The following is a 24999-nucleotide window of genomic DNA, read 5'->3' as shown; positions in this document are numbered from 1 at the left end:
GTGAGGGGCGGCATAAGCTTGTCTTGTGCCGTGCACGGAAAATCGCTGCGGCGCATTCAAGCCCGAGGAACGCATAATGAAGACTCTCCTGACGCAAATCTTCACCTGGTGGAACGGCCAGACGATCGGAACGCGGTTTCACACCTGGCGTTTCGGCAAGAAGGTCGGACAGGACGAGTTGGGCAACACCTATTACGAAGGCGGCACCACCTCCTGGGGCATGCCGCGCCGTTGGGTGATCTATAACGGTTATGCCGAAGCTTCTGCCATTCCGCCCGGCTGGCATGGCTGGATGCACTACCGCACCGACGTGCCGCCGAGCCAGGAAACATACGTTCCGCGGGAATGGCAGAAGGCGCATCAGGCCAACCTCACCGGCACATCCAAGGCCTATCGCCCACAGGGATCGCTGGCGGTCGCAGGCGAGCGTCCACGCGTAACCGGCGACTACGACGCCTGGACCCCCGGCAACTGAGCAGGGTAAAATGAGCATTGCGATGCGCGGTGTTGTGCAAAACGCCGCGCTTGGCACCCGACCTCACCGGTTTTTGCCACATTCCGCCCTTACGCGTTGATCCGGTCGTCGTCCCGACACAGGCAATTTTTTTGGAGACATATCGTATGAGGATATTCACGCGGGATCGTTCTTTGCGTGCGCTGACAGTCTCGCTGTTTGCAGCGGTCTCTGCTGTCATCCTCGTATCGCCCGTCTCCGCCGCCCGTCTTGAAAACCGCGTTGCAGTGTTTTCCGGCATCGATAAGATCACCGGCCGCATTACGTCTTTCGATGTCTATATCGACGAAACGGTTCAGTTCGGCGCGCTCCAGGTGACTCCTAAGGTCTGTTACTCGCGCGACCAGACGGAAGCCCAGAAGATCGATGCTTTCATCGAGGTGGATGAAATCACTCTCGACCGCAAGATCAAGCGGATTTTCACCGGCTGGATGTTCGCCGACAGCCCCGGCCTCAATGCCGTCGAGCACCCGATCTACGACGTATGGCTGACGGGCTGCAAGCAGGACTCCGAAGTTCCGGCTCCCTCAACAGCAAGCAAATAACGTTACGTTATGATTTTTAGAATTGCAGGTCTGGCTGGTTGACGGCCTGATCGAGCATTTTCGCATATTGCTGCTTCGGCACGTCGATCGCGCCGAATGTCTTCAGATGCTCGGTGGTGAATTGAGTGTCGAGCAACACGAAACCGCTTGCTCTCAGCCGCTCCACCAGATGCACGAGGCAAATTTTCGAGGCGTTGGTGCGCCGGGAAAACATGCTCTCGCCGAAGAATGCGGCCCCAAGCGATACGCCGTAAAGTCCGCCGACAAGTTCCTTGCCATCCCACGCCTCGACACTATGGGCATGGCCGATCTGGTGCAGTTCGGTGTAGAGTTTGCGAATTGTGGCGTTTATCCAGGTGCTCGGCCTGTCCGGCGCTTCAGCCGCACATCCTGCCATCACCGCTTCGAAAGCGGTATTGAAGCGTATCTCGAACGGCTTCTTGCGCATCGCCTTGGCGAGGCTTTTGGAAATGTGGAAATCGTTGAGCGGAATGATTCCGCGTATTTCCGGCTCGACCCAGAAAAGCTCGGGATCGTCAGCCGAATCGGCCATCGGAAACAGGCCGGCGGAATAGGCGCGCAGCAATATATCGACGGTTATGCCGTCATTTTTGCTGCGCCGCCCAACCATATCTCTTAGTGAGACGCATCACCGGCCAGGTATTTTTCCAGCCAGTGAATGTCGTAATTGCCGCTGAGGATATCTTCGTTCTGAAGAAGATCCTGGAAAAGCGGGAGCGTGGTCTTGATACCGTCGACGACGAACTCGTCCAGTGCCCGGCGTAGACGGCGGATGCATTCGTCACGGTCGCGACCGTGAACGATAAGCTTGCCGATCATGCTGTCGTAATAAGGCGGGATCTTGTAGCCCTGATAGGCACCCGAATCGACGCGCACGCCAAGGCCGCCCGGCGTATGGAAATAGGTCAGCGTGCCGGGGGAGGGAACGAATGTGCGCGGGTCCTCGGCATTGATACGGCATTCGATGGCATGGCCATGGAATTCGATATCCGCCTGCGTCACCGACAGGCCCTGTCCCGAAGCAACCCTGATCTGTTCCTGCACGAGGTCCATGCCGGTGATCGCTTCCGTGACTGGATGTTCCACCTGAAGACGCGTGTTCATTTCAATGAAATAGAACTCGCCGTTTTCGTAAAGGAACTCGATGGTGCCGGCACCGCGATATTTCAGCTTGCGCATGGCGCTTGCACAAATTTCGCCGATCTCCATACGCTGTTCAACGGTGAGGGCCGGGGAGTTCGCCTCTTCCAGCACCTTCTGGTGACGGCGCTGCAGCGAGCAATCGCGTTCGCCAAGATGAATGGCGTTGCCTTCCCCGTCGCCGAAAACCTGCACTTCGATATGGCGCGGCTTGCCGAGGTATTTTTCCATGTAAACGGCGTCGTTGCCGAAGGCAGCTGCCGCTTCGGAGCGGGCCGTCGAGACCGCCTCGTCGAGATCCGCTTCCGTCTTCGCCACCTTCATGCCGCGACCGCCGCCGCCTGCCGTCGCCTTGATCAGGACCGGGAAGCCGATCGTCCGGGCGATTTCGAGCGCATTCTCGGGCTTCACTTCACCGTCGGAGCCGGGAACCACGGGAATACCGAGTTCCTGCGCCGTCTGCTTGGCGGTGATCTTGTCGCCCATGAGGCGGATATGCTCTGCGGTCGGTCCGATGAAGGTAATGCCGTGCGCGTCGAGGATATCGGCGAACTTGGCGTTTTCCGACAGGAAGCCGTAACCGGGGTGAACGGCGTCCGCACCGGTGATTTCGCAGGCCGCAACGATCTGGTGGATATTGAGGTAGCTGTCACGCGAAGGCGGCGGGCCGATGCACACGCTTTCGTCGGCAAGGCGCACATGCATGGCGTCCGCGTCTGCGGTGGAATGCACGGCGACTGTCGGAATGCCAAGCTCCTTGGCAGCGCGCAGGACGCGCAGCGCAATCTCGCCGCGGTTGGCTATGAGGATCTTCGAAACCATGCTGAACCGCCTTTATTCGATGACCACGAGAGCTTCACCATACTCCACGGGCTGTGAGTCGTTGACGACGATTTCCACGACCTTGCCGGACTTCGGAGCCGGGATCTGGTTCATGGTCTTCATGGCTTCGACGATGAGGATGGTCTGGCCTTCCTTGACGGTCGCGCCCACTTCGACGAACGGACGTGCGCCCGGAGCAGGCGACAGGTAAACCGTGCCGACCATTGGCGAGGTAACGGTATTGGCCGGGTTGCGAGCAGGTGCTGCGGCGACCGCAGGTGCTGCCGGAGCGGCAACTGCCGCCGCTGCAGGGGCTGGCGCCGGTGCTGCGTAACCGGTGGGCGCTGCGGCATATACCGTGGTGGGCGGAGCGGCGCGGGAAACGCGGATGCGCAGGTCTTCCTGCTCCACTTCGATTTCCGAAAGGTCGGTATCGTTGAGGATATTCGCGAGCTCGCGGATCAGTTCCTTGTCGATACCCTGTTTCTTTTCAGACATGACAAACCCTATTCTTTGTTTCTTTTTATGCCGTGATGTTCTTCAGCGCGTGAAGCGCCATGATGTAGCCATATGGTCCGAAACCGCAGACCATGCCCTTCGCGGCGGGCGATACCATCGATTTGTGACGGAACTCTTCCCGCGCGTGGATGTTGGAAATATGCACTTCCACGACGGGCGTGGAAATCGCACGAATGGCGTCATGCAGCGCGATCGAGGTGTGGCTGTAGGCGCCGGGATTGATGACGACACCTGCCGCTCTCTCTCCCGCCTCATGCAACCAGTCCACGAGCACGCCTTCGTGGTTGGACTGGCGGAATTCCACAGCGAACCCGAGATCTGCACCAGCAGCAAGACAATCATTCTCGATGTCTTTCAGCGTCTTGCCACCATAGATACCCGGTTCCCTTTTTCCCAGCATGTTGAGATTGGGGCCGTTGATGACGATGATGATGTTGCCCATTCGTGTTTCCATAAGAAAATCAGCGACACCTATAGACTGCGCAGCCTTCAAGGAAAAGCCCCCGAAAGCCGTAAACAGCCGGCAGGCCCGGCATCCACAGGGAATGCAGCGGCTTTTTGCGGAATCAGGAGCAGGTGGCTTTTCCGCAGCTGCGCATATTGGCGATTTTTTCCTTCAACGGGTCCGCACCAACAGCGCCGAAAACAGCCTCGTTGCCGACGATATAGGACGGTGTTCCTGTTATGCCGAGGCTGTTGGCGAGCTTGTAGGTTTCCTGCACCTGCGCGTCGTTGGGATTTTCTGCCATCGATTTGCGGATGTCGGCTTCCTTGAGACCGAGCGACGTCGCGACTTCCATGGCGCTGTCTTCATTCGCCCGTCCGCGGCCGCCCAGCAAGGCGCGCTGGAATTCGGGATATTTGGCAGGCGCAAGCAGCTTGACGGCATTGGAGACACGATGTGCTGCGACCGATTCCGGCCCGAGGATCGGGAATTCCTTGAGCACGACGCGCACTTTCTTGTCCGTCTTCAGAATATTGTCCATGTCGCCCATGGCGCGTTTGCAATAACCACAATTGTAATCGAAGAACTCGACCAGTGTGACGTCGCCGTCCGGATTGCCGAGCGCCAGATCGTATTTCGATTCGAAGATGGTCTTCTGGTTGTCGGCCACAGCTTCAGCCGCCTTGGCGTTGCGGGTCGCATATTGCTTGCGTTCAAGCGCGTCCTGAACCTCGAGCATGATCTCGGGGTTCTCGATCAGATATTGCTTGATGAACTCGCCCATTTCCTTCTTCTGCTTGTCATCGAGGGCATGGGCGGGCAGAGAAGCGAAAGCCATGGAAAGGGCCGTTACGCTGGCGAGAAGGGTTGAACGGAGAAGATGCGCCATATCGGTCCTCATACTGTGCGGCCAATGCCTCATGAATGTTATGATGCAATTACCTTACTTTAAGCCAAATGCCATACGCCAAAAATAGTTGTCCGCATTATGGTCGCACGATTGTGAAGCGTGTGATTCTGGGGCAAGTCTCTGAAATACGGTTCAGGAAAGAGCATGCCCTTGATAACGATGTCGAAGCGGAGCGCAGTCGAACCCTTTCACGCCATGGATATTCTGGCGGAGGCGAACCGGCGACGGCAGGCGGGACGCCCCGTCATTTCCATGGCGGTCGGCCAGCCTTCCCATCCCGCACCGAAAGCCTCTCTGGCGGCCGCGCAGGAGGCGCTGAAGCATGGACGGATCGGCTATACCGATGCGCTGGGCCTGCGTGAATTGCGCGAAGCGATTGCCGGCCACTACCGGCTGCGCCACCAGGTTATCGTCGATCCGGCGCGCATTGCCGTCACCACCGGGTCTTCTGCCGCTTTCAATCTCGCCTTCCTCAGCCTTTTCGATGCCGGTGATCATGTCGCGATCGCAAGGCCCGGTTATCCCGCCTATCGCAATATCTTGAAAGCGCTTGGCCTCAATGTCGTGGAAGTGCCGGTAACGGCGGAAACCGGCTATACGCTGACGCCTGCCAGCCTCGAGCGGGCGGAAACCAGGGCGGGTTGCAAGTTGAAGGGCGTGCTCCTGGCAAGCCCGGCCAACCCAACTGGCACGGTCACCGGCCGCGAAGCGCTGAAACGGCTGGCAAACTATTGTGAAAGCCGGGATATCGCCTTCATTTCCGACGAGATCTACCACGGCCTGACTTTCGTCGGCGAGGAAACGAGCGCGCTCGAACTCACCGACAATGCCGTCGTCATCAATTCCTTCTCGAAATATTATTGCATGACCGGCTGGCGCATCGGCTGGATGGTCCTGCCGGAAAAACTCGTCCGTCCGGTCGAATGTCTTGCTCAGAGCCTGTATATTTCACCGCCGGAACTATCCCAGCTGGCGGCAACCGCAGCCTTTTCGGCGGCGGAGGAACTGGACGTCTACCGGGAAAGCTACCGCACCAACCGCGATTTCCTGATGACTCGCCTTCCGGAAATCGGCCTGCCGCTGGCGTCTCCCATGGATGGCGCATTTTACGCCTATGTCGATACCAGCCGCTTTTCCAATGACAGCATGGATTTCGCCAAACGCATGCTGGCGGAAATCGACGTGGCGGCGACGCCCGGCATGGATTTCGATCCAGAGGAGGGCCACAGGGCGCTGCGCATTTCCTATGCGGGTTCGGTGTCGGATATTGCCGAGGCCGTTGGGCGCATTGCTGGTTGGCTGAAATAAGCCCTCGGTTCTTCTCCCCTTTGGCGGGGATCAGGCGGGCGAACAACCGAAGGTGCTGGCAAAGGCCTTTTCACCCTTTGTGGTGAAGGTCAGCACGCGCCCGTTTCCTTGCCGCAGCCAGTCGCGCTGCTGCATGGCTTTAAGAAGCGATGCGCCGAGCCCGCCGCCGAGGTGGTGACGACGTTCGCTCCAGTCCAGGCAATGCAGGCAAACCGGGCGCCTTGCCTTTTCCAGCGGCGAAAGATCAATGCCGAAGCTCGAGAAGAAATCCCGCCCGCTATCCGTAAGTGCGGGATCGTCGCCTGACGTTACGAGACCTTTTGCGGTGATAGTCGAAAGCAGTGCCACGCCGCTTTCTCCGGCCAGATGATCGTAACAGATGCGCGCCTCGCGAAGCGCGGTGTCCTTTGGTCCGGTACGCACGCGCACGGCCCCGGTGCGCTGCGCAAGTCCCATCAGCGCTTCAAGAACCTGCGCCACATCCGCGTCGGAAAGCCGGAAATAGCGATGCCGCCCCTGTTTTTCCGCTTTGAGCAATTGGGCGTCGGAGAGTTTTGACAGATGCCCGCTGGCGGTCTGCAGGGTCACGCCGGCGGCTTCGGCAAGCTCGCTTGCCGTCAGCGCGCGTCCGTCCATCAGCGCCGTCAATATGTTGGCGCGGGCGGGGTCGCCGATCAGGGCGGCGACATTTGCGATCAAGGGTCCGTCTTTCATAGTTCGATGATAGCCGAAGCATTGATGTGAGGCAATGGCGTAGACAGGGAAGGCAGAACACGAGGAGACTGCCGATGCTGACCTGTTTCATCCGTTACGAGATCGACCCCTTCAAGGTCGATTCTTTCGATCAATATGCCCGCAACTGGGGTGAGGCGATACCGCGCTGCGGCGCCGATCTGATCGGCTATTACGCGCCGAAAGAGGGATCGAGCACTATTGCCTACGGCGTCTATAACATCGAAAACCTTGCCGCGTACGAAGCCTACCGGGCGCGACTTGCCGCCGACCCGGCAGGGCGGGAAAATTATGAATTCGCCCGGCGCGAGCAATTCATCCGCCGTGAGGACAGGCTGTTCCTGAGGCTGGCATCTGCGCCGCACGGCGGAGCCGGACGATGATCGCCGTCATATTCGAGGTCTGGCCGGCTGAGGGCGAAAAACAGCATTATCTCGATATTGCCACCAGCCTGCGCGCCGAGCTCGAAACCATCGACGGCTTCCTGTCCGTCGAACGCTTTCAGAGCATCAGCAATCCCGACAAGATGCTTTCGCTGTCATTCTTCAGGGATGAGGAGGCGGTGAAGGCATGGCGCAACACCACGTCGCATCGCGCAGCGCAGTCGCTGGGACGGTCCGGCGTCTTTTGCAATTACCGCCTGCGTATCGCCACCGTGATGCGGGACTATGGTTTGAAGGAGAGGGAGGAGGCCCCGACGGACAGCAGACAGGTCCATGCGGCGGATGATCAAGTGCGGCGTTGACGGGCGTTCAGATCAGTTTTTCTTCAAGCCGGTCCAAGGCTTTCTGGTTCGAACTCGCTGCCAAAACCCGCTATAGATGGAGCGGGTTATGGATGGAGAAGGGCTGCCACGCGGCGGTCCGCCCGATTGGACATGGAGAGAAGAACGATGTCGGCAGAAAAAGTGGCGATTGTGACGGCAGGCGGCAGCGGCATGGGGGCGGCCGTGGCGAAACGTCTAAGCGCTGATGGTTACAAGCTCGCGATCCTGTCGTCCTCCGGCAAGGGAGAGGCGCTGGCGAAGGAACTGGGCGGCATCGGCGTCACCGGCTCCAACCAGTCCAACGACGATCTCAATCGACTGGTGGAGCTGACGCTCGAAAAATTCGGCCGTATCGACGTTCTCGTGAACAGTGCAGGCCATGGCCCGCGCGCCTCCATTCTCGATATCACCGATGAGCAATGGCACACGGGTCTCGATGTCTACCTGATGAACGTCATCCGCCCGACACGGATTGTGGCTCCATTCATGGTGAAACAGAAAGCCGGGTCGATCATCAACATTTCGACTGCCTGGGCTTTCGAGCCGAGCAGCATGTTCCCGACTTCTGCAGTATTCCGCGCCGGCCTTGCTTCCTACAGCAAGATTTTTTCCGATACCTATGCGGCCGACAATGTGCGCATGAACAATGTTCTGCCCGGTTGGATCGATAGCCTGCCAGCCACGGAAGAGCGCCGCCAGGGTGTGCCGATGCAGCGTTATGGAACGAGCGAGGAGATAGCCGCAACCGTTGCCTTTCTCGCCTCGGAAGGTGCGGGTTACATCACCGGCCAGAACATCCGCGTCGATGGTGGTCTGACACGGTCTGTTTGACGATTGGCATATCGGGCTTCCGTCACCCCGGACTTGGTCCTTTGCCAACGCGGTCAAGTCCTTGATCGGGAGAGATTTCTTTCACGGCGCAGACGCGCCGTGGCTGGATGCCGGATCGATTACGGCATGAGATAAACCTAACATCCGCCAACAAAGCAAAACGCCCGCAACATGGTTGCGGGCGTTTTTCGTTTCAGTGTCTTCTATCAAAAGAAGCCTTTGCGCTGCCACCAGCCGCCCTTGCGCGGCTTCGGCTCGTCGCCGTCAGGGTTGGCGGGCGTGCCCGACGAGGTCACGACCGGCTCCGAATTCGAGACATTGCTGCCCCGGTTCGCGCGAACCTTTTCTTCCGTCGCGGGTGCTACGGCTTCCGAACCCAGATCGGCCGAGGCTTCACCCACTTCGTCGAGGGCGACATCGACGACGGTTTCCACAACGACTGCGGGTTCGACGATCACCGGCTCGACCGTTTCAACGGTTTTGGCCGCGACTTCAGCCTGCGGTGCCGCCTCAGCCGGCGGTACGTCTTCGGTCTTGGCCTTCGCCTTGCGGGTGCGGCGCGGTTTCTTCGGGGCTTCCGCTTCCACGACGTCGGCAACCACACCTTCCACCACTTCGGCAGCGGTAGGCTCTTCGGTTACGGATGCTGCGGCGGAAACCTCTTCGCTTTCGCCTTCCGTTTCGCCTTCTTCGCCGGACTCAGTGCCTGCGGCATCGAGAGCCTCGTCTTCAGCACGGTTGCGACGGCCGCCACGCTTGCCACGACGGCGACGCTTGCGCTTGCTTTCTTCATCAGAGCTTGCAGCTTCGTTCACACCGTTTTCATCGGCGTCGTCTGCGGCTTCATCGGTTTCGACGCCATCTTCGTCGTCCGCATCATCAGCGCCGGTGTCATCGCCAGCCTGCGCATCAACTGCACCGTTCTGGTCGTTCTGTCCGCCCTTGCCACGACGGCGACGACGACGCTTGCGTTTGCGCTTGCCGTCTTCACCATTGTCGCCCTGCTGCTGTTGCTGGCGCGGCTCGCTGGCCTGCGCCTTGACGATTTCTTCCTCTTCCTCGTCCTCTTCCACCTCAACAACGAAATCGTCTTCCTCTTCCACGAAGCTCGGGAGCATCTGGATAAGGCTTTCGATCTTCACCGGATTTTCAACCGCTTCACCACGATCGATGGCGAAATGCTGCGCGCCGACGCCGGCATCGGCCGCAATGATGATCGCCACACCGAAGCGGCCTTCATAATCGACAATCGTGCCGCGCTTGTGGTTGAGCAGATAGAGAGCCGTTTCCGGCGTGCAGCGCACGGTGATATTGTGGGTCGTGTTGCGCAGCAGATATTCCTCAACGCCGCGCAGCACGTGCAGCGCGATGGAGGATTCGGAGCGAACGTGACCCGTGCCGCCGCAATGCTGGCAGACCTGCGTGGTCGATTCCAGCACCGAAGCGCGGATGCGCTGGCGCGACATTTCCAGAAGACCGAAATGCGAGATGCGGCCGACCTGGATGCGCGCCCGGTCGTTTTTCAGGCAGTCCTTGAGCTTCTTCTCGACGGAGCGGTTGTTGCGCTTTTCTTCCATGTCGATGAAGTCGATGACAACAAGACCGGCAAGGTCGCGAAGACGCAGCTGGCGAGCCACTTCTTCCGCCGCTTCCAGATTGGTCGTCAGCGCCGTTTCTTCGATGGAATGCTCGCGGGTCGAACGACCGGAGTTCACGTCGATGGCAACCAGAGCTTCCGTCTGGTTGATGATGAGGTAACCGCCCGATTTCAGCGTAACCTGCGGCTGCAGCATGCGGTCGAGCTGGGCTTCGATGCCTGAGCGCGAGAAGATCGGGTGGATGTCGCGGTAAGGCTGAACCACCTTGGCGTGGCTCGGCATCAGCATCTTCATGAAGTCTTTTGCTTCACGGTAGCCCTCTTCGCCCGAAACGATGATCTCGCTGATATCCTTGTTGTAGAGATCGCGGATCGAACGCTTGATGAGCGAGCCTTCCTCGTAAACGAGGCAGGGGGCCGTGGAGTTCAATGTCAGCGTGCGGACGTTTTCCCACAGGCGCATCAGATATTCGAAGTCGCGCTTGATCTCGACGCGGGTGCGGTTGGCGCCTGCGGTACGCAGAATGACGCCCATGCCCTGCGGAACTTCCAGATCGCGCGCGATTTCCTTCAGGCGCTTGCGGTCGGTCGGCTGGGTGATCTTGCGGGAAATGCCACCGCCGCGTGCGGTATTCGGCATCAGCACGGAATAACGGCCGGCAAGCGACAGATAGGTGGTGAGTGCGGCACCCTTGTTGCCGCGTTCTTCCTTGGCAACCTGCACGAGAAGGATCTGGCGGCGCTTGATGACTTCCTGAATGCGGTACTGCTTGCGCGGCTTGCGGGCAACGCGATCGGGAACCTCTTCCATGGCGTCTTCGGCGCCGACGGATTCAATCACTTCCTTCTCGTGATGATCGTCATCATCGTCGTCGTCATCATCGTCATTCCCACGGCGAAGACCCTCGACTTCCTCGGAAATCGTATCTGTATCGACCATGGCAGCCATTTCGCCGCCCGTGCTGCCGTCTTCTTCGGAAGAGGCCTCAGCAGTGGTGTCGGAAACGGCTTCTTCTTCCGCTACCTTCTTCTTGGCGCGGGGGCGGCGGGTACGCTTCTTCGGTGCTTCTTCCGCAACGGCCTCGACGGCCACAGCAGTCACATCTTCGGATACCTCTTCGGCAGCGGCAGCGGCAACGGTTTCGTCCACGACCACGGCGTCAGTCGTCTCGCTGACGGCAACGATGCCTACATCCGGCTGGTCCGCCTGCGATAGATCGACAGCCGGTGCGCCGGGCTCGGGGGCGTCAGCCGATTCGAAGTCGTCGCTGCGGCGATGATCCTCGGCTTCCGCCTTGAGGAGCGCCTGACGGTCGGCGAGCGGGATCTGGTAATAGTCAGGGTGGATTTCCGCAAAAGCGAGAAACCCGTGGCGATTTCCACCGTAATCGACGAAGGCCGCCTGAAGGGAGGGCTCAACCCTCGTGACCTTGGCAAGGTAGATATTGCCGCGGATCTGTTTCTTGTGTTCCGATTCGAAGTCGAATTCCTCGATCCGGTTCCCACGGACAACGACTACGCGTGTCTCCTCTTCGTGGGAGGCGTCGATAAGCATTTTGTCTGCCATGTAAGCTGTGCTCCTCGGCGCAGCCTTGTTTTATACGAGAACAGGCCCGCCACACGGACGAGCCTTTCATATGAGTGCAAGGATGTGCCGGAAATGAAGTCTCCAGCCGGGCCTCTGTAAACTGGCAGCATCCGGACCGACGGCGAGGCGCTTGGCCTGCTCCTGGTATCCGGTTCATATGAAAACTGCTGCGACATCATTGGCCAGGCGGAACGACAATAATATATAGACCCCTTGGGGTCCGATGAATTTGCTCTCCTCAGAGCAGCGGTGGCATTGCCACCGGGTAGGTCTCCGGCCACGGCCGGAATTGATCCAGTTTCAGGATAAATGTAACGACGGCAGATGATTGCCCGTTTTGCAGCGCCAGCGTCTTTTTCGATTGGCAGCCGGCGGGCATCTATCCCGTCAACACTTTTAACCCTCATCCTTGTTGTATGTTTTCTCTGTCATAATAGCAATAGGCTGGCTAAATATGCCATATTGTTGGTGGAATTTCCGGGTTAACAATTGGTTCACCAACGCCTGCGATTGTGGGGCGCAAACGCACAAACACGTGTCCGGCGTGGCCGAAATTACGACGTTCCCGGCACTTTGCCGCACCATTTATGAAAAATGACTGAAATACGGAATTTCTTGAAGACCATGAATTTCACGCGCAGCGTAGCGATATTCGATGGGGCAGGGCCGCTTGGCGCGCGAATCGCGCGGCTTGCGGGTGCCCTTGTTTTGCCGGTTGTCTTTTCGGTCGCCGCATTCGTCTCCTGCGTTCCACAGGCCTTGGCCGTGGAGCCGCTCATCGCCAATCAGGCGCGCATCATCGGCGACGAGGCGCGCACGCGCATCGTTCTCGATTTTGCCGAGGAGCCGGAATTCGACATTCACTATCTCGATTCGCCCGCCCGCATCGTCGTGGACTTTCCGGCGGTGAATTTTGCGTTCCCCGCATCGGCTCTGGCGCCAACCGGCCTTTTCTCGGACATTCGCTTCGGTAGCATGGGGCAAGACAGCGCCCGCATCGTGCTGACGGCAAAAAAACCGGTTCAGGTGGCGGTTGCCGAAACCAAGAAGGGCGAGGACGGCACATCGTTCCGTTTCGTCCTGGATGCGGAGATCACCACCAAGGCCAAATTCGCCGAACTGGTGAAAGAGCAGCAATGGCGCGCGCCGGCGCCGGTCTCGACAGCGGCGATCACGCCTGACGACAAGACATCGCGGCAAACGGATTTCGTCATCGCTGTTGATGCCGGTCATGGCGGCATCGATGCCGGCGCTTCCGGTGGCGTAACCGGCACGGAGGAAAAGGTCATCACGCTGACCTTTGCCAAGGAACTTGTGGAGCGGATGAACCGGGAGCCCGGCATCAAGGCGTTCCTGACGCGTGATTCCGACACGTTTCTCGCTCTGTCGGAACGGGTGACGATCGCCCGGCAGAACAATGCAAACCTATTTATTTCATTGCACGCCGATACACTGAAGCAGAAGGGCATCCGGGGCGCGACCGTCTATACATTGTCAGACCGCGCCTCAGATCGCAGGGCGCAGGAGCTGGCCGAGCGCGAAAACAAGTCCGACCAGATTGCCGGTGTGGCAGCCTCCAGCGAGCCGCCTGAGGTGGCCGATATCCTTCTCGATTTCACCCGGCGCGAAACGCAGGCCTTTTCGGTGACGCTGGCAGAAAATATCGTATCGTCCTTCGAGGGACAGGTCGGCCTCATCAACAATCCGCATCGTTATGCCGGTTTCATGGTGCTGCGCGCCCATGACGTGCCATCGGTGTTGCTGGAACTCGGCTTTCTCTCCAATCCGGAAGATGAAAAACTGCTTCTTGATGCGGAATGGCGCAAGAAGGTCGCCGATACGCTTGCAACTGCGGTCGGACGATACCGCACCAAGGCTATGGCGAACGGCGGCTGAAGGGCCGGGCGGGCGAGCGGCGCCCCGTTGTCGCCGTGCCCCTTGCTGCCGAAAAGCTGTTCAATTCTTGGGCCTTGCGGACGATTAGGTTGGTGAAGCCCTATTTTACTCACATTCGCCGCGTTATTGCGGAAGCGGATTCTGTGGTGATCCGCCATTGCGGCTGGAACCGCAATTGCGGCAGTCGGCCCGGTAACATATCAGCGAATGCTGTCGTTCCGGCTTGTCATCGAAGGTATGGTGTGCAAAACGGCACGCGATATGCAAGGATGCGCCCGTATCATCGGGCGTTGATGGTTACGATTCGAATTATCGGTAGCTTGGTATGATCAGACTGATTGGATATTTTTTCGGCTTGGCCAGCGTGCTCTTCCTGTGCGCCGCCGCCGCCGGTGCGATTTATTTGCACGGCGTGACGAAGGACCTGCCGGATTACGCAGTTCTGAGCACTTATGAGCCGCCGGTGACGACCCGCGTGCACGCCGGCAACGGCGCGCTCATGGCGGAATACGCCCATGAAAAGCGCCTGTTCCTGCCGATCCAGGCTATCCCGGACCGTGTGAAGGCAGCCTTCCTTTCGGCGGAAGACAAGAATTTCTACAACCATCCGGGTGTGGACATCTGGGGTCTCGGCCGTGCCGTTCTCGTCAACCTACAGAATATCGGCTCCGGCCGTCGTCCGGTCGGCGCGTCCACAATCACCCAGCAGGTGGCAAAGAACTTCCTGCTGACCAACGACCAGACCTTCGACCGCAAGCTCAAGGAAGCGCTTCTGTCCTTCCGCATCGAGCAGACCTATTCCAAGGACAAGATCCTCGAGCTTTATCTCAACGAGATCTTTTTCGGCCTGAATTCCTACGGTATCGCCGGTGCGGCACTCACCTATTTCAACAAATCGGTCACGGAACTGACGATCGCGGAAACCGCCTATCTCGCATCGCTGCCAAAAGGCCCGGCCAACTACCATCCGATCCGCCGCGAGAAGGCGGCTCTGGAGCGCCGCAACTGGGTGATCGACCGCATGGCCGAGAACGGCTACATCACGGTCGGCGATGCCGAGGATGCAAAGAAGCAGCCGCTTGGCGTCAATCTGCGCCGTGGCGGCGCGCATATCTTCGCGTCTGACTATTTCGCCGAGGAAGTCCGCCGCCAGATCGTCGAGAAATACGGCGAGGAGGCGCTTCTTGAAGGCGGCCTTTCGGTTCGCACCTCTTTCGATCCGCAGATCCAGATGGAGGCGCGCAAGGCGCTTCAGGACGGTCTGGTGCAATATGACGAGCGTCGCGGTTTCCGCGGACCCGTCGAAAAGATCGAGACAACCGGTGACTGGACTGCAGCGCTCGCCAAGGTAAAGGGCCTTCGCGACGTTCCCGAATGGAAGATCGCAGTTGTCCTCGCCGTTGCTGCCGATGGTATCGATATTGGCGTGCAGGTCGACCCCGATGCCGAGGATGGCGACAAGCGCACACGCGGCCATATCTCCGCTGAAAACATGCGTTGGGCCTATCGCGATGCCACAGGCAAAAAGCCGACGGCTAAGTCGCCGGTTGGCGTTCTGGCTGTTGGTGACGTCGTTTACGCACAGCCGCTGTCCGGTTCCGGCAACGAATATCGTCTGCGCCAGCCCCCGAAGGTGCAGGGCGGCATGATGGTGATGGATCCGCACACTGGCCGCGTTCTGGCCATGGTCGGCGGCTTCTCCTACGCGCAGTCTGAATTCAACCGCGCCACGCAGGCGATGCGCCAGCCCGGCTCCTCCTTCAAGCCGTTCATCTATGCGGCTGCACTCGACAACGGCTATACCCCGGCCTCGGTCATTCTCGACGCGCCAATCGAGGTTGTTTCGGGCGGCCAGGTCTGGAAGCCGCAGAATTACGGCGGGGGTTCCGCTGGTCCTTCGACCCTGCGTCTAGGCATCGAAAAATCCCGTAACCTCATGACAGTGCGTCTGGCGCAGGACATGGGCATGAATCTGGTGGCTGAATATGCCGAACGCTTCGGCATCTACGACAAGATGCCGCCGCTTCTGGCAATGTCGCTCGGTTCGGGTGAAACAACCATCATGCGCATGGTCTCGGCCTATTCTGTGATCGCCAATGGCGGCAAGCAGATCAAGCCGACGCTGATCGACCGCATCCAGGACCGTTACGGCAAGACGATCTTCCGGCATGAGGAGCGTGCCTGTGAAGGCTGCAACGCCACCAGCTGGCAAAATCAGGATGAGCCGGTCATCGTTGATAACCGCGAGCAGGTTCTCGACCCGATGACCGCTTACCAGACGACCTCCATGCTTGAAGGTGTCGTGCAGCGCGGCACGGCGGCGGGCAAGATCAAGGTCGATCTGCCGGTTGCTGGCAAGACGGGCACCACCAACGATGAAAAGGACGCCTGGTTCGTCGGTTACACGCCGGACATGGTTGCCGGTCTTTATATCGGCTTCGATTCGCCCGCACCGCTTGGGCGCGGCGGCACCGGTGGTTCGCTGTCGGCACCGATCTTCGGCGAGTTCATCGCCGATGCGGCCAAGCATCTGGAACCGAGCAAGTTCATCGTGCCTGAAGGCATGAAGTTCATCGCCGTCAACCGCAAGACCGGCATGGCCGCTTCGGAAGGCGAACCTGATACGATCATGGAAGCCTTCAAGCCGGGCACCGGCCCGGCCGATACCTTCTCGGTGATCGGCGCGGAAGGCATGTCGCAGGAGGATATTCTGAAGACCTCGCCACAGGCCCAGCAGGCCATCACCGGCGGTGGCGGCGGTCTTTATTGATACCAGTCTTATGTTTGGCGGGGGGCGCGGGTCTTTACATCCTCGCCCCCCGCATCTATTTGAGCTACCAGTTTAAATGAAGGCGAAGAACCAGCGAAATGCGCAATGAAATTGTGAACGTAGTCGACGAAATCAAGCAGGCCATAAGCCTGCTGAGGAGGCATCTTTGACTGGGACCAGGCGATAAGACGACTGGACTGGTTGAATAACAAGGCAGAGGACCCGACCCTCTGGAACGATGCCACCGAAGCGCAGAAACTGATGCGCGAGCGCCAGCAGCTAGATGACAGCATCAATGGCGTGAAGGCGCTTGAGCAGCAGCTCAAGGACAATGTCGAGCTGATCGAACTCGGCGAGATGGAAGGCGACGACGAGATCGTCAAGGACGCCGAAGATGCGCTGAAGGCGCTGAGGAGCGAGGCGAACCGCCGTCAGGTGGAAGCCATGCTTTCCGGTGAAGCTGATAGCAACGATACCTATCTCGAAGTTCATTCCGGCGCCGGCGGCACGGAAAGCCAGGACTGGGCCAACATGCTGCTGCGCATGTATACCCGCTGGGCCGACCGCGAAGGCTTCAAGGTTGAAGTGCTGGAAGTTCACGACGGCGAAGAGGCCGGCATCAAGTCCGCGACGATCCTCGTCAAGGGCCACAATGCTTTCGGCTGGCTGAAGACGGAATCGGGCGTACACCGCCTCGTCCGCATCTCGCCCTATGACAGCAATGCGCGTCGCCACACATCGTTCTCCTCCGTCTGGGTTTACCCAGTGGTCGATGATTCGATCCAGATCGACATCAATGAGAGCGATTGCCGCATCGATACCTATCGTTCGTCCGGTGCAGGCGGCCAGCACGTCAACACCACCGATTCGGCCGTGCGTATTACCCACATACCGACCGGTATTGCCGTGGCCTGCCAGCAGGAGCGTTCCCAGCACAAGAACCGCGCCAAGGCGTGGGACATGCTGCGCGCCCGTCTCTACGAGGTGGAACTGCAAAAGCGGGAAGATGCGGCAAACGCCCAGGCCGCATCCAAGACGGATATCGGCTGGGGCCATCAGATCCGTTCCTACGTTCTGCAGCCCTACCAGTTGATCAAGGACCTGCGCACCGGCGTGGAAAGCACCGCACCCGGCAACGTGCTGGATGGCGATCTGAACCAGTTCATGGAAGCGGCCCTCGCGCACCGCATCAGCGGTGGCGCAGACGTGGAAGTGGCTGATATCGACTGACGCGCCACAGCGTCGCTTGAAAAAATCACCCCTCGCAAACCCATTGCGAGGGGTTTTTCGTTGGAGGAGATGCATGAAACAGGCGCTTTACATCGTCGACGTTCAGCCGAGCTTCAATCCGCCGGCTGCGCTTGTGGCGGAAATATCCGCCCTGGCCGTCACCATGCCAAGCGTTGCCAGCGTCGAGCGCCATGATGAAAGCGTCACGCCTTTCGAGCGGCAACTCGGCTGGAAGCCGGGCAGGGACGACTGCTCGCTGGTTGCGGCGGACTGGATTTTCATAAAGCACGGCTACGCTCCGCCAAGGGCGGCTATCGACCACCTCCTGTCTTTAAAGCTCGACAGGGTGCTGGTCTGCGGCATTCAGGCCGATACCTGCGTGCTGGCTGCGGGTTTTGCCCTGTTTGATGCGGGGCTTCATCCCACGCTTCTGCCATGGCTGACGGTGGGCTCCAGCCTCGATCGCAGCGGCGAACTCGGCGCCAGACTATGGAAACATCATTTCGGTGCGGTTCTGGCCGGGCCGCATGAGCTTAACGCGTAGACAGTTTCCAGTAGAACGGCGTGTAATCAAAGGGGTAGAGAACCTCCAACGATTCCGTTCAAACCGACGTTCTCTCGCCCTCAGTTCGAGGCCTTTTCGATCTTCATCTCGCCGAGTTCGTCGATCAGGATCGACCAGCTTTCCGCTTCCCTGATCTGCGGATCGGTTTTCAGATAGACGGTCACAAACAGGCCGGGCGAGGCCGATGCACCGTTTGAGCTTTCGGGGCGAATATCCGTGACGTAGGACTTCATCTGGCTGAACTCTTCCAGCTCGATGTTTTCGAGAAGGTTCGGTCCGTTTGCGGTAGTGGCGATGCGCTGCAGATAGACTTTAGCGGTGCCATCGCCCTGGCGGATTGCAACCACCTTGTAATAACCGCGTGTGGGCGTCGCTGGCGGCGGCCGCAACTGGCCGTCAGGACCTTTCACCGGCTCAAGATTATGCTCTTCCCACATGCCGCTGCTGACAACGAAGATCGCCGATACCGGCAAGTTTTCGATGGCCTCCGTTTGCGCCCGCACGGGTAGCGCTGTGGCGGCGAAAATGAGGGCGGCGAGAAGAGGTTTTTTCAGGGGCATGGCATCATCAGTGGTTGGCGTCAATTATTGAATTGTTCGGCGAGTACGCGGTCTGACCATGAACGGTCCGGGTCCGAGAGAATTCTGGCCGTCCTGTCCTGCGATTGCGCAATCCGCACATGCCGTACGGATTTCACCTCCGTATGGTCGGCGACCGCGTTCACCGGACGCTTGTCGCGCTCCAGAACGTGAATATCGACCGTCACCTTGTTGGGTAAAAGTGCGCCGCGCCAACGCCTTGGCCGGAAGGCGCTGACGGGTGTGAGCGCCAGAAGCGGTGATTCCAGCGGCAGGATCGGTCCATGGGCTGAGAAGTTATAAGCTGTCGATCCTGCCGGTGTCGCAACCATCATGCCGTCGCAAATCAACTCTTCAAGCCGCGTCTTGCCGTCCACCTCGACACGAAGCTTGGCGGCCTGATGCGATTGCCGGAACAGGCTGACCTCGTTCATGGCAAGTGCCGTAAATTCATCGCCGTCGGAATCCGTCGTCGTCATGCGCAGCGGATGAAAATCATTGCCGGTCGCAACCGCAATACGCTCGACCAGGCCGTCTACCCGGTAGTCGTTCATCAGAAAGCCAACCGATCCCCGGTTCATGCCATAGACCCGCTTGCCGGAATTCATCGTTTCGTTGAGAATTTGCAGCATGAAGCCATCGCCGCCGAGCGCCACGATCACTTCCGCCTCGTCGAAGGGCGTGTTGCCGTAAGCGCCTTTCAGCTCCTCCAGCGCCCTCTGCGCCTCCTCGGTTGCGGAGGCCACGAAGGATAGTGAACAGTTAGAATGCGACATTCGCTTCCCTCGGCAACGACGCATACCGGAATCGATATGCGGACGATGCTGTAACCTGTTGAAGCAGCTCACAATCTCCAAACGTCGATAAAACGGTCGATCGCAAGCCACAAGACGCATCCTTGGTACATGAAGACGGCAGCAGGCGACAAGGCCTTTCCGGCGGACAGGCGTTCGCAGCAGGCGGGTTTGCCCGCGTGCGGTCCACAGCTTCTTGGTTTCCGGCCTTCGACAAGGGTTGCGATGCGGCGCGACGTGAGGCAACTTGCGCGAAACAAGCGGAACGGCGAGTGGCAGGAGACGGGCGTGGTGCTGAATTACAATATCTACGATGTCTTTACCGAGACCAAAATGGCGGGAAATCCGCTGGCGGTCATGTATGACGCGGATGGCCTCGACCAAGTGACGATGCAGGCGATAGCCAGAGAAATGAACCTCTCCGAGACCGTTTTCGTCAACCGCTCGGGCAATCCGGCCCACGCGGCTTCGCTGCGTATCTTCACGCCTTCGGGCGAGTTGCCTTTCGCGGGCCACCCGACTGTTGGCGCGGCGATCGCGATAGCCGAGCGCAATCGCAATGAAGGTGACGACGATATCGATATGGTCTGTGTGCTGGAGGAAAAGGTGGGGCCGGTCCGCTGTGCGGTGAAAATGCGCGCCGGTGCGGTCAGCTTCGCCGAATTCGACCTCCCGCGCAAATCGTCCCGCGTCACCCTGCCGCTCGATCATACCGCACTTGCCGATGCGCTGGGCGTGAGCGAAGGCCATCTAGGCTTTGAGAACCACGTACCGTCGATCTGGACGGCCGGTGTGCCGTTCCTGCTCGTGCCGCTGCACAATATTGCCGCTATCAGCGAAATGGATTTCGACGCCAATCTCTGGCTGCGCACCGCACCGCTGGTGGAGGGGCGCCTGACGGCGGCCTATATCTACTGTCGCGGCGGCGTCAATCACGCAGCAAAGTTCCATGCCCGCATGTTTTCCCCGGAAATGGGGATTTCGGAAGACCCCGCCACCGGTTCCGCCGCCGCCGCCCTTTCTGGCGCAATCCATCATTTCGACGGCCTGACAGACGGTCACTATCCGCTCTTGATAGAGCAGGGCGTGGAGATGGAACGTCCTTCCCACATCCATCTGCGCATGGACATCAAGGACAACGAAATCGCCCGCGCCCGCATCGGTGGCCACGCGGTCCGTGTAGCATCGGGTACGTTCGAGATCTGATTTCAACGTGAGCGACTGAACTACAGTCGAAAAGCTACCTGCCGACCAAAACGAAAAACCCCGGCCATGACCGGGGTTTTATTGTTTCTGGTCTTAACCAGAGATCAGTTGAACCGACCCGCCGCATGGGCAAGCATCGTGTAGACCTTGCCGGTATCGGAGGTGAGGTAGGACTGGGTGACTGTCCGGTCACGGTCCGTGCGGGCGACATCAGCGAGCAGCTTTTCGAAATCGGTGATGTAGCGGTCCACGGCGGTGCGGAATTCGGCCTCCCGCTCGTATTTGCGCTTGATCTCGTCAAACGTCGTCTGGCCCTTAAGCGTATAGAGGCGACGGGTGAAGACGTCACGTTCGCCGCGCTGGTACCGGCGCCACAGTTCCACCGACGCATCGTGGTCGATCGCGCGGGCGATGTCGACGGACAGCGAGTTCAGCGATTCCACCATGTGACGCGGATTGCGGGTATCGGCAGCACGGGTCGGCTGCTGATCGCCGCTTGCGCGGGGTGCGGAAGCGGCGGCCGATTCCTGCGAGGCACCGCGCAGAAGATCGCTGATCCAGCCACCGCCTTCTTCGCGGCGTGCGGCAGGCGCCGCAGCCGCCTGGGACGGGGCAGGCGCCTGACGGTTTTCGACCTGGCGGTTCTCAAGCGGCAGGGTGCCACGCAAGGCGGGTGCGGCTGCCGGCTGCGGCTGAGCCGGGCGTGGTGGCTGTGCCGGCGTGGCTGCTGCCGGCTGCGGACGCGCTTCGACACGGCGTTCAGCGGCAGGCTGGGTCGCTGCAATGGCGCGGGCGACGGGTTCGGAAACTTCCATCTGTTGGGTCGAGCGACCGACAAGCTGGGAAATATCCTGCAGGGCCTTGATCTGCTCGGAAACGGCGCGGCGCATCGCTGCGGCGCTTTCCTTGGCCTCTTCCGGCAGGTCGAACGCGCCGCGCTTCAGTTCGGCACGGGTAGCATCCAGCTCGCGGCGGATATCGTGGCTGGAGCGGCGGATTTCGTCCGTCGCGCCGGCAAAACGGCTGACAGCTTCCTCAACTGCCTGACGCAGCGTTTCCTTGAGGTTGGCGGCGGCGGCATTGGATTTTTCCGAGGCACTGCCGAGCAGGTTGTCGACTTCCGAAAGCGAGGATTCGACACCGCCACGCAGGCGGTTGACCAGCTCGTCGGAATATTTCTGCGCGTCGGAAAGCGTGCTCTCGATCGAACGGCTGGCATCCTGACCAGCGGCGAGCAGGGCGCCCCGCATGGTCTGTGCTGCCGAGCGGGCGCGCTGTTCCGTCTCGTCGAGCGAACGGCCGATATCGGAGAAGGATGCCTGCAGATTGTCACGCAGGTTGCCGGCGACGTTCTGCGAACGCTCCTCGGCCTCGTTGAGCGTGGTTTCCACCACGCTGACGACGCCGCGCATGGCGGTTTCGATTTCCTCGGAACGCTTGACTAGTCCGACAGACAGGCTGCGAAGTGCATCCTGACGCTCTTCCAGCGTACCGACAAGGCTCGACTGCGCGGCATTGAGCAGTTCGGACGCCTGGCTCAGAACCTTCGAATGTTCCTCGAAACGTCCGACGATGCCGGCAACCTGCGCCAGTGTCTGGCCGGAAATATTCGACAGACGATCGATCTTTCCTTCGAGCAGACGGCTGGAGCTGGACACCATGTCGGCGGCCTGCGAGGCGGATTCGGAGAAGCGGGTGGCCGATGCGTTCAACGCTTCGTCGGCCGTGCCGAATTCCTGCGCGGCGCGCTCAACCGCAGAGTTGAAGTTGTTTGCCGACTTTTCGACGATTTCGGCCATGCTGTTATGGGTCTGCGTCAGCATATCCGTGCTCTGGCGCGTGGCGGCGACAAGCTTGTTTGCCACATCGCTTCCCGTGCGGGTGTATTTGTCGATACCTTCTTCGACGGCGTCGGCCATGGCCGTATGCGTCTGCGACAGCATGTCCGTGCTCTGGCGGGTTGCCGCGACAAGCTTGCTTGCTGCCTCGCTTCCGGCATTGGCATAATCGCTGATCGCCTGTTCAACCATGCCGACCATGCCGCTGTTGCTCTGCGACAGAAGTTCGGCGCTCTGCTGGGCGGCGGAGACGATCTTTTCTGCGGCTTCGCGACCGATGGTGGCGTATTCGTCGACGACAGGCTTTGCCTTCTCTTCGATCAGGCGCGACAGTTCAGCAGAACGGCTGGCCAGCATCGAGTTGAGTTCGCGAGTGCGGTTGTCCAGCGCCGAGCGGATGGATTCGCCGCGCGCATCGAGAGCGGATTCGACACCGGTCAGGGTCTCGGAAATGACGCCCACCTGCGAGCGCACGACCGCTTCGGCCTCGGCAACCTTGTTGACGATGATGTTGCCCGCCTCGGAGAAGGTCTGGGCGACGGCTGCCGCCTGGCCGGACAGGCGCGTCTGTGCATCCGAGATGCGGTTGACGATCTCGCCGGAGCGTTCTTCGATCGCCTTGGTGAAGGCGTCATTCTGCGCCTGCACCTGTTCGGCGAATTCCGAGCCGGTTTTCGCAAGCAGGGCAGTGGAACGAACGGCTTCTTCGTCGATGCTCTGGGTGGCGGAAATGACCGCCCCACGCAGGCCGACCGCGAGTTCGCTCGCCTTGCCTTCGATGGTGCGGTTGACGTTTTCGAGGCCGATCGTCAGCGCGCGGTCCATGGTGCCGAGGCGTTCATCGATGCGGGCCGAACCGGCATCGAAGGTTTCTGCCAGACGGCTGGTGCGGCTTTCGAAGGTGTCGGCAACCCGTATCGTCTGCTCGTCCAGAATGCCGGTGATACGTTGAGCAGCATCGTCGCTGGTGCGGGCGAAGGCGGCTGTCTTGTCTTCCAGCGCGTCGGCAAAGCGACGTCCGGCATCCTCGATCGACGTGTTGACGTTGCCGAGATCGCTCGACACACGCTCCTGCAGCGCTCCGAGCGAAGTCTCGATGCGGGTGCCGGTCTCGTCGAGCCTGCCCGTGACGCTTCCGATCGAGGTTTCGATCCGCGAGGAGAGAGCATCGGTCGCACCGCCAATTTCGCGGGCGGCCTCACCGATCTTGACGGCAATATCGCCGGCGCTGTTGCGAAGACGCTGTTCCAGCGTGGCTGCACTGCCGTCTATGGCCTTCTGCAACGTCTCCTGCTGGGTTTCGAGCGAGAGTTCGAGCATGCTGGCGCTGGATGCAACGGTGGTGCCGATCATCATCGCCTGGTCGGAGAGCATGTCGCCCATCTGGGTCGTGGCTGAGCTCAACGTCGCGGCGATATCCGCCTGGCGCTGCTCGAGCGCGGTACGGATGTCTTCATGCGATTGCGAGAGGTTGTTTTCGAGGCGGGAGACGCCTTCTTCCACCGTCTGCGCAAAACGGCTGCTGCCGTCTTCCACGACGCTTTCGATGCGGCTGGCCGCGCCGGAGACGCTCTGCTCGATCAGGCCGCTATTGCGCTCAAGCGAGCCGGCAATGCGTTCGGCCTGCGAACCGAGCATGGTCTCCAGCCGCTCGTGGCCGCTGGCGAGTGCGTTTTCAAGCGTGAAAGCCGTCGATTCCAGTCGCTGGCCGACGCCTGCGGCCGCGAGCGACAGTGATGCGGTTCTGGCATCCATCGCCTCGGAGATACGCTCCTCAACGCCGGAAATCGTCATGTCGAGCGCCATGGTGCGGCTGTCGATCGCGTCCGCGATGCGTTCTTCCGCACTGGAGACAATGCCGGAAAGGGCGGCAGTGCGGCTGTCCAGGGCATCGGCAATACGATCTTCGACCCCGGAAACCGCCGAGTGAAGCGCAGCAGTGCGTCCGTCGAGGATGTCGGCGATCTTTTCCTCGACACCGGAGAAGCTCAGGTCGAGCGCCATGGTGCGGCTGTCGAGCACGTCCGTGATCCGCTCTTCCGCGCCGGATACGACATTTTTGAGCGAAGCCGTGCGGCTGTCGAGTGCGCTGGCAATGCGGGTCTCGGCACCGGCCACCAATTCGCCAAGAACGGCGGTGCGGGTATCGAGCGCTTCGGTAATTTTTTCCTCGGCGCCGGAAAACGCCATGTCAAATGCCATGGTGCGGCTGTCGAGTGCATCCGCAATGCGTTCTTCAACGCCGGAGACGACGGCGTTAAGCGCTGCCGTGCGGCCATCGAGCGTTTCCGCGATACGGGTCTCGGCACCGGCCACCAATTCGCCAAGGACGGCGGTGCGGGTATCGAGCGCTTCGGTAATTTTTTCCTCGGCGCCGGAAAACG

General features: G+C 59.9%; 21 protein-coding genes. 11 read left to right on the top strand and 10 right to left on the bottom strand.

Translation table 11 applies throughout. The annotated features are described in order from the left end of the window. The first annotated feature begins 76 nt into the window (after positions 1–76). Together AC5SEO_RS13485 and AC5SEO_RS13480 are read left to right on the top strand one after the other, a co-directional pair. On the top strand, positions 77–475 hold the full coding sequence (locus tag AC5SEO_RS13485) for an NADH:ubiquinone oxidoreductase subunit NDUFA12 (protein WP_013635978.1): 399 nt from the start codon (positions 77–79) through the stop codon (positions 473–475). A gap of 146 nt (positions 476–621) precedes the next feature. Further along, a complete protein-coding gene (locus AC5SEO_RS13480; RefSeq protein ID WP_013635979.1) occupies positions 622–1059 on the top strand; it encodes a DUF2155 domain-containing protein in 438 nt (145 codons plus the stop codon). Between the two features lie 16 nt (positions 1060–1075). On the opposite strand, the gene aat is transcribed toward AC5SEO_RS13480, so the two are convergent. The 5 genes from aat to AC5SEO_RS13455 form a co-directional block, all read right to left on the bottom strand. Next, a complete protein-coding gene (aat, locus tag AC5SEO_RS13475; protein WP_174068305.1) occupies positions 1076–1690 on the bottom strand; it encodes a leucyl/phenylalanyl-tRNA--protein transferase in 615 nt (204 codons plus the stop codon). A gap of 5 nt (positions 1691–1695) precedes the next feature. Further along, positions 1696–3042, bottom strand: coding sequence for an acetyl-CoA carboxylase biotin carboxylase subunit (gene accC / locus AC5SEO_RS13470; protein WP_097171841.1), 1347 nt, complete (start codon positions 3040–3042; stop codon positions 1696–1698). A gap of 12 nt (positions 3043–3054) precedes the next feature. After that, positions 3055–3540, bottom strand: a complete 486-nt coding sequence (accB, locus tag AC5SEO_RS13465; protein WP_003512759.1) for an acetyl-CoA carboxylase biotin carboxyl carrier protein — start codon at positions 3538–3540, stop codon at positions 3055–3057. A 25-nt stretch (positions 3541–3565) separates the two neighbouring features. Beyond that, a complete protein-coding gene (gene aroQ / locus AC5SEO_RS13460) occupies positions 3566–4003 on the bottom strand; it encodes a type II 3-dehydroquinate dehydratase (RefSeq protein ID WP_019565501.1) in 438 nt (145 codons plus the stop codon). A 124-nt stretch (positions 4004–4127) separates the two neighbouring features. After that, positions 4128–4895 (bottom strand): DsbA family protein, encoded by a 768-nt coding sequence (locus AC5SEO_RS13455; RefSeq protein ID WP_003512760.1) that lies wholly within the window; start codon positions 4893–4895, stop codon positions 4128–4130. A 171-nt stretch (positions 4896–5066) separates the two neighbouring features. On the opposite strand from AC5SEO_RS13455, the gene AC5SEO_RS13450 reads away from it, so the two are divergent. After that, positions 5067–6224 (top strand): pyridoxal phosphate-dependent aminotransferase, encoded by a 1158-nt coding sequence (locus AC5SEO_RS13450; protein ID WP_041694532.1) that lies wholly within the window; start codon positions 5067–5069, stop codon positions 6222–6224. 30 nt (positions 6225–6254) lie between these two features. On the opposite strand, the gene AC5SEO_RS13445 is transcribed toward AC5SEO_RS13450, so the two are convergent. Beyond that, a complete protein-coding gene (locus AC5SEO_RS13445) occupies positions 6255–6938 on the bottom strand; it encodes an ArsR/SmtB family transcription factor (RefSeq protein WP_038490782.1) in 684 nt (227 codons plus the stop codon). Between the two features lie 74 nt (positions 6939–7012). On the opposite strand from AC5SEO_RS13445, the gene AC5SEO_RS13440 reads away from it, so the two are divergent. The 3 genes from AC5SEO_RS13440 (at position 7013) to AC5SEO_RS13430 (ending at position 8553) form a co-directional block, all read left to right on the top strand. Then, the gene (locus AC5SEO_RS13440) at positions 7013–7339 is read left to right on the top strand and encodes an NIPSNAP family protein (RefSeq protein WP_111799027.1); all 327 of its coding nucleotides are present in this window, start codon (positions 7013–7015) and stop codon (positions 7337–7339) included. Further along, positions 7336–7701, top strand: coding sequence for an antibiotic biosynthesis monooxygenase family protein (locus AC5SEO_RS13435; protein WP_111799028.1), 366 nt, complete (start codon positions 7336–7338; stop codon positions 7699–7701). Before AC5SEO_RS13440 ends, AC5SEO_RS13435 begins: the two co-directional genes overlap by 4 nt. A 147-nt stretch (positions 7702–7848) precedes the next feature. Further along, positions 7849–8553, top strand: a complete 705-nt coding sequence (locus AC5SEO_RS13430) for an SDR family oxidoreductase (RefSeq protein WP_065657968.1) — start codon at positions 7849–7851, stop codon at positions 8551–8553. A gap of 206 nt (positions 8554–8759) precedes the next feature. Here AC5SEO_RS13430 and AC5SEO_RS13425 read toward each other — a convergent pair whose 3' ends face one another. Further along, on the bottom strand, positions 8760–11717 hold the full coding sequence (locus tag AC5SEO_RS13425) for an Rne/Rng family ribonuclease (protein ID WP_174068306.1): 2958 nt from the start codon (positions 11715–11717) through the stop codon (positions 8760–8762). A gap of 645 nt (positions 11718–12362) precedes the next feature. Here AC5SEO_RS13425 and AC5SEO_RS13420 point away from each other — a divergent pair. The 4 genes from AC5SEO_RS13420 (at position 12363) to AC5SEO_RS13405 (ending at position 18178) form a co-directional block, all read left to right on the top strand. Beyond that, positions 12363–13634, top strand: coding sequence for an N-acetylmuramoyl-L-alanine amidase (locus tag AC5SEO_RS13420; protein WP_313595612.1), 1272 nt, complete (start codon positions 12363–12365; stop codon positions 13632–13634). A gap of 325 nt (positions 13635–13959) precedes the next feature. Then, positions 13960–16404: a penicillin-binding protein 1A gene (locus tag AC5SEO_RS13415; protein ID WP_174068307.1), complete on the top strand. Its 2445-nt coding sequence runs from the start codon at positions 13960–13962 to the stop codon at positions 16402–16404. A 98-nt stretch (positions 16405–16502) separates the two neighbouring features. Then, a protein-coding gene (prfB, locus tag AC5SEO_RS13410; RefSeq protein ID WP_097102382.1) for a peptide chain release factor 2 occupies positions 16503–17634 on the top strand; the annotation gives its coding sequence in 2 pieces (ribosomal slippage) (positions 16503–16571 and positions 16573–17634; 1131 coding nt in all). 73 nt (positions 17635–17707) lie between these two features. Then, positions 17708–18178: a cysteine hydrolase family protein gene (locus tag AC5SEO_RS13405; RefSeq protein WP_174068308.1), complete on the top strand. Its 471-nt coding sequence runs from the start codon at positions 17708–17710 to the stop codon at positions 18176–18178. An 80-nt stretch (positions 18179–18258) separates the two neighbouring features. On the opposite strand, the gene AC5SEO_RS13400 is transcribed toward AC5SEO_RS13405, so the two are convergent. Beyond that, the gene (locus tag AC5SEO_RS13400) at positions 18259–18759 is read right to left on the bottom strand and encodes a hypothetical protein (RefSeq protein ID WP_174068309.1); all 501 of its coding nucleotides are present in this window, start codon (positions 18757–18759) and stop codon (positions 18259–18261) included. 20 nt (positions 18760–18779) lie between these two features. Continuing rightward, entirely contained in the window at positions 18780–19553 is a 774-nt protein-coding gene (locus AC5SEO_RS13395) for an NAD kinase (protein WP_003512774.1), read from the bottom strand. Between the two features lie 306 nt (positions 19554–19859). Between AC5SEO_RS13395 and AC5SEO_RS13390 the strand changes: the two genes are divergently transcribed. Next, positions 19860–20777: a PhzF family phenazine biosynthesis protein gene (locus AC5SEO_RS13390; protein WP_035251764.1), complete on the top strand. Its 918-nt coding sequence runs from the start codon at positions 19860–19862 to the stop codon at positions 20775–20777. 104 nt (positions 20778–20881) lie between these two features. Here AC5SEO_RS13390 and AC5SEO_RS13385 read toward each other — a convergent pair. Next, positions 20882–24999 (bottom strand): apolipoprotein A-IV repeat region-like domain-containing protein (locus AC5SEO_RS13385; RefSeq protein WP_495363885.1); only part of this gene is annotated, 4118 nt, incomplete at its 5' end.

The sequence above is a fragment of the Agrobacterium sp. K11 genome (genome assembly GCF_059429395.1).
Note: the sequence above shows the minus strand (reverse complement) of the source record. Positions and strands in the feature narration are given on the sequence as shown.

Bases quoted from the DNA above. Each gene is read 5' to 3' on its own strand.
- AC5SEO_RS13485 (WP_013635978.1), top strand. From the start codon at position 77: ATGAAGACTCTCCTGACGCAAATCTTCACCTGGTGGAACGGCCAGACG.
- AC5SEO_RS13435 (WP_111799028.1), top strand. From the start codon at position 7,336: ATGATCGCCGTCATATTCGAGGTCTGGCCGGCTGAGGGCGAAAAACAG.
- accC (WP_097171841.1), bottom strand. From the start codon at position 3,042: ATGGTTTCGAAGATCCTCATAGCCAACCGCGGCGAGATTGCGCTGCGC.
- AC5SEO_RS13430 (WP_065657968.1), top strand. From the start codon at position 7,849: ATGTCGGCAGAAAAAGTGGCGATTGTGACGGCAGGCGGCAGCGGCATG.
- AC5SEO_RS13395 (WP_003512774.1), bottom strand. From the start codon at position 19,553: ATGTCGCATTCTAACTGTTCACTATCCTTCGTGGCCTCCGCAACCGAG.
- AC5SEO_RS13415 (WP_174068307.1), top strand. From the start codon at position 13,960: ATGATCAGACTGATTGGATATTTTTTCGGCTTGGCCAGCGTGCTCTTC.
- AC5SEO_RS13405 (WP_174068308.1), top strand. From the start codon at position 17,708: ATGAAACAGGCGCTTTACATCGTCGACGTTCAGCCGAGCTTCAATCCG.
- aat (WP_174068305.1), bottom strand. From the start codon at position 1,690: ATGGTTGGGCGGCGCAGCAAAAATGACGGCATAACCGTCGATATATTG.
- accB (WP_003512759.1), bottom strand. From the start codon at position 3,540: ATGTCTGAAAAGAAACAGGGTATCGACAAGGAACTGATCCGCGAGCTC.
- AC5SEO_RS13480 (WP_013635979.1), top strand. From the start codon at position 622: ATGAGGATATTCACGCGGGATCGTTCTTTGCGTGCGCTGACAGTCTCG.
- aroQ (WP_019565501.1), bottom strand. From the start codon at position 4,003: ATGGGCAACATCATCATCGTCATCAACGGCCCCAATCTCAACATGCTG.
- AC5SEO_RS13425 (WP_174068306.1), bottom strand. From the start codon at position 11,717: ATGGCAGACAAAATGCTTATCGACGCCTCCCACGAAGAGGAGACACGC.
- AC5SEO_RS13445 (WP_038490782.1), bottom strand. From the start codon at position 6,938: ATGAAAGACGGACCCTTGATCGCAAATGTCGCCGCCCTGATCGGCGAC.
- AC5SEO_RS13455 (WP_003512760.1), bottom strand. From the start codon at position 4,895: ATGGCGCATCTTCTCCGTTCAACCCTTCTCGCCAGCGTAACGGCCCTT.
- AC5SEO_RS13400 (WP_174068309.1), bottom strand. From the start codon at position 18,759: ATGCCCCTGAAAAAACCTCTTCTCGCCGCCCTCATTTTCGCCGCCACA.
- AC5SEO_RS13420 (WP_313595612.1), top strand. From the start codon at position 12,363: ATGAATTTCACGCGCAGCGTAGCGATATTCGATGGGGCAGGGCCGCTT.
- AC5SEO_RS13440 (WP_111799027.1), top strand. From the start codon at position 7,013: ATGCTGACCTGTTTCATCCGTTACGAGATCGACCCCTTCAAGGTCGAT.